Genomic DNA, 2,598 nt, shown 5'->3' on the forward strand with positions numbered 1-2,598 from the left:
CCACCCGCTACCTCCGCCCGCTGCCGGGGGCCGCGCGGATGTACCCAGAGACGGACGTGCCGCCGGTCGAGCCTGACCCCTCGGACGTCGAGACGCCCGAACTGCTCGACGAGAAGACCGAACGGTACGGCGACGAGTTCGGTCTCGACGCCGGACTCGCCGAGCAGGTCGCCTTCGGCCAGCGGTTCCCGCTGTTCGAGCGGGCGGTCGAGCGCGGCGTCGACCCGACCTTCGCGGCGTCGACACTCGAATCGACGACGACGGAGATCCGCCGCGACGGTGCGGCCGTCGAACGCCTCACCGACGAGCACTTCCTCGACCTCTTCGACCTCGTCGAGGGCGGCGACCTCGCGAAGGAGGGCGTCCCCGAGGTGCTCGCGACGCTCGCCGAGAACCCGTCGTTGTCCGCCGCCGAGGCCGTCGAGGAGGCCGGCCTCTCGGGCGTGAGCGAGGAGGAAGTCCGCGAGGCGGTCGTGGAGGTCGTCGAGCGCAACGCCGACCAGATCAACGCCGAGGGGATGGCTGCCTTCTCCGGACTGATGGGTGAGGCGATGGGAGCGCTTCGTGGCAAGGCCGACGGCGAGGTCGTTTCCGACGTGTTACGCGAGGAGATCGGCAAGCGGTCGTAGCGCGTTCTGCGTCGGTCAGGCCCGCTTTTTACGTGTCGGGAGATCCTCTTTCACACCGAGGGACACCAGATGGCAGACTCGCCCCCGGCCGACCCGTCGGACGACCCGTCCTCGCCGGACCGGACGCCCAACCCGTCAGTCGCGAAGACGCGCGGCGACCGCGTCTCCGACGCGACGAACCGATTCATCCACGGCGTCGAGCTGGCCGCGGCGGCGCTTTTCGCGCTCCTGTTCGGGATCGGCGTCATCGACCTCGCGATCCAGATCGCCGAGTCCGTTCCCACCGGCGCGATCACCGACCCGAACACGGTCATCGGGTTCATCGAGACCGGACTCCTCCTCCTGATCATCGTCGAGGTGTACGAGACAGTCGTCGCCTACATCGAACAGAGCGACACCCGGCGGATCGTCCGTCTGGTGATCTACACCGGCGTCATCGCGATGGTCCGGAAGGTGATCATCTATCGGACGACGGAGTACTCGTCGGCCGAGGGCGCGCTGTTCGCCGCGGTGTCGTACACGATCATCATCCTCGGGCTCGTGGCGCTTCTGTACGTCGAGCGGTCGGTCGGGAACCCGCTGGCCGAGTGACCCGGGTCCCGCTCGTCGAAACACCTTCTTCGCCAGACATTTTTTGGTTCCGGACGCGGGACTGGTCCTCATGAGAGAGCCGTTCGATCCGGGGTTCGACTTCGACCGCGGAACGGTTGCGGCGGTCACCGCAACGACGATCCTCCTGTGTGCGACCGTGCTGTTCGTGGTGGACCGCCCCGCGTGGATGCTTCCCGCCGCTATCGTCGCCGGCGGGGTCGCGACGGCGCTCGGCGGGTTCTACGACGCGAGCGCGAACAACGCCATCCTCGGCGTGACGCTCGTGGCGGTCCCGCTGTACGCGTTCGTGTTCGTCTACCGGATCGGCGGCGTCCCGACGCCCGGCACCGACCCCGACCTGCTGTTCGCCACCGCGGTCTACTCCATGGGCGACATGCTCGGGTATCTCCCGATGATGGCGGTGTTCGCCTACCTCAGCGCCACCGTCACCGACCGTCTCCGGCGACGCTTCGAGCCGCCGGTCGGCTACCCCGACCGCGGGGAGGCCCGACGGATTACCGGTCTCGAAGACGAGACGCGCTGACCGGTCCGTCGCGGGTCGGTCTCAGTCCGTCAACTCCTCGATCAGCGTGTCGAGGTCGTAGGTGGCGGGCGCGCGCGACTCGTCGCGCAGCGTGGCGATGGTGAACGTCGAGTTCGTGCGCTCGACCTCCGGGATCGCCTCGAAGTCGCTGATGAGGCGCTCGACGGTGTCCGACGAGGAGAGCCGCGCGAGGACGACGAAGTCCGTCTCGCCCATCGTGAAGAACGCCTCCGTGACGCCCTCGACCGCGAGCAGTTCGTCAGCGAACTCCTCGTAGGGGCCCTCGTAGCTCGCGAGCACCTCGACGATGACGGTGACGCCGAGCCCGAGCGCCTCGTGGTCGAAGTCGTACAGGTCGTTCTGGATGACGCCGTCCTCCCGCAGGTTGTTCAGCCGGTAGTGGATCGTCGACACCGGAATCTGTGTCTCCTCGTGGAGCCGTTCCGGGCTTCCCGTCCCCAGATCGGCGATGGCCTTCAACAGTCGCACGTCGCGCTCGTCCATACCCCGCGATCGGACCCCGATCGGTTGTATATGTCGACCGACAGGGTTGAACTTGACTCCAAGATCCGGCGTCATCACGGAACCGAATTTGGATCTAATTCGTATGTCTGATTGTTGATTTCAGTATTTAGCAGATATGGGAGAATAGTTTAACTATCACCGTGTATTTCGAACGGACAACTAATGAAGCTCGGAAAGCTCCTCTCTACTCCCGAATCGATCGTCGGCGCGTTCCTCCTCCTCGCGACGCTGTGGGGCACGTCCTTCGTCGCCATCGAGGCCGGCCTCCACTACTTCCCGCCGCTGCTTTTCGCGGGCGTCAGGTACGTC

3 protein-coding genes and 2 pseudogenes are annotated in these 2,598 nt (G+C 66.2%); 4 read left to right on the forward strand and 1 reads right to left on the reverse strand.

Annotation, left to right across the window (positions count from 1 at the left end; translation table 11 throughout):
- From BN903_RS03990 to BN903_RS04000, 3 genes and pseudogenes are all read left to right on the forward strand, one after another.
- Positions 1-629, forward strand: a pseudogene (locus tag BN903_RS03990) (GatB/YqeY domain-containing protein); the annotation flags it as partial.
- A gap of 69 nt (positions 630-698) precedes the next feature.
- Positions 699-1,220 carry a phosphate-starvation-inducible PsiE family protein gene (locus BN903_RS03995; protein ID WP_048076511.1) on the forward strand — a complete coding sequence of 174 codons (522 nt, stop codon included), beginning with the start codon at positions 699-701 and terminating at the stop codon, positions 1,218-1,220.
- Positions 1,221-1,290: 70 nt separating this feature from the next.
- The gene (locus BN903_RS04000) at positions 1,291-1,764 is read left to right on the forward strand and encodes a hypothetical protein (RefSeq protein WP_048076512.1); all 474 of its coding nucleotides are present in this window, start codon (positions 1,291-1,293) and stop codon (positions 1,762-1,764) included.
- Between the two features lie 21 nt (positions 1,765-1,785).
- On the opposite strand, the gene BN903_RS04005 is transcribed toward BN903_RS04000, so the two are convergent.
- Positions 1,786-2,268: an Lrp/AsnC family transcriptional regulator gene (locus BN903_RS04005; protein WP_048076513.1), complete on the reverse strand. Its 483-nt coding sequence runs from the start codon at positions 2,266-2,268 to the stop codon at positions 1,786-1,788.
- Between the two features lie 183 nt (positions 2,269-2,451).
- Here BN903_RS04005 and BN903_RS16410 point away from each other — a divergent pair.
- Positions 2,452-2,598 (forward strand): annotated as a pseudogene (locus tag BN903_RS16410) (EamA/RhaT family transporter); the annotation flags it as partial.

It is taken from the genome of Halorubrum sp. AJ67, from assembly GCF_000513435.1.

Coding starts and splice junctions, on each gene's coding strand:
- BN903_RS04005 (WP_048076513.1), bottom strand. CDS start 2,268: ATGGACGAGCGCGACGTGCGACTGTTGAAGGCCATCGCCGATCTGGGG.
- BN903_RS03995 (WP_048076511.1), top strand. CDS start 699: ATGGCAGACTCGCCCCCGGCCGACCCGTCGGACGACCCGTCCTCGCCG.
- BN903_RS04000 (WP_048076512.1), top strand. CDS start 1,291: ATGAGAGAGCCGTTCGATCCGGGGTTCGACTTCGACCGCGGAACGGTT.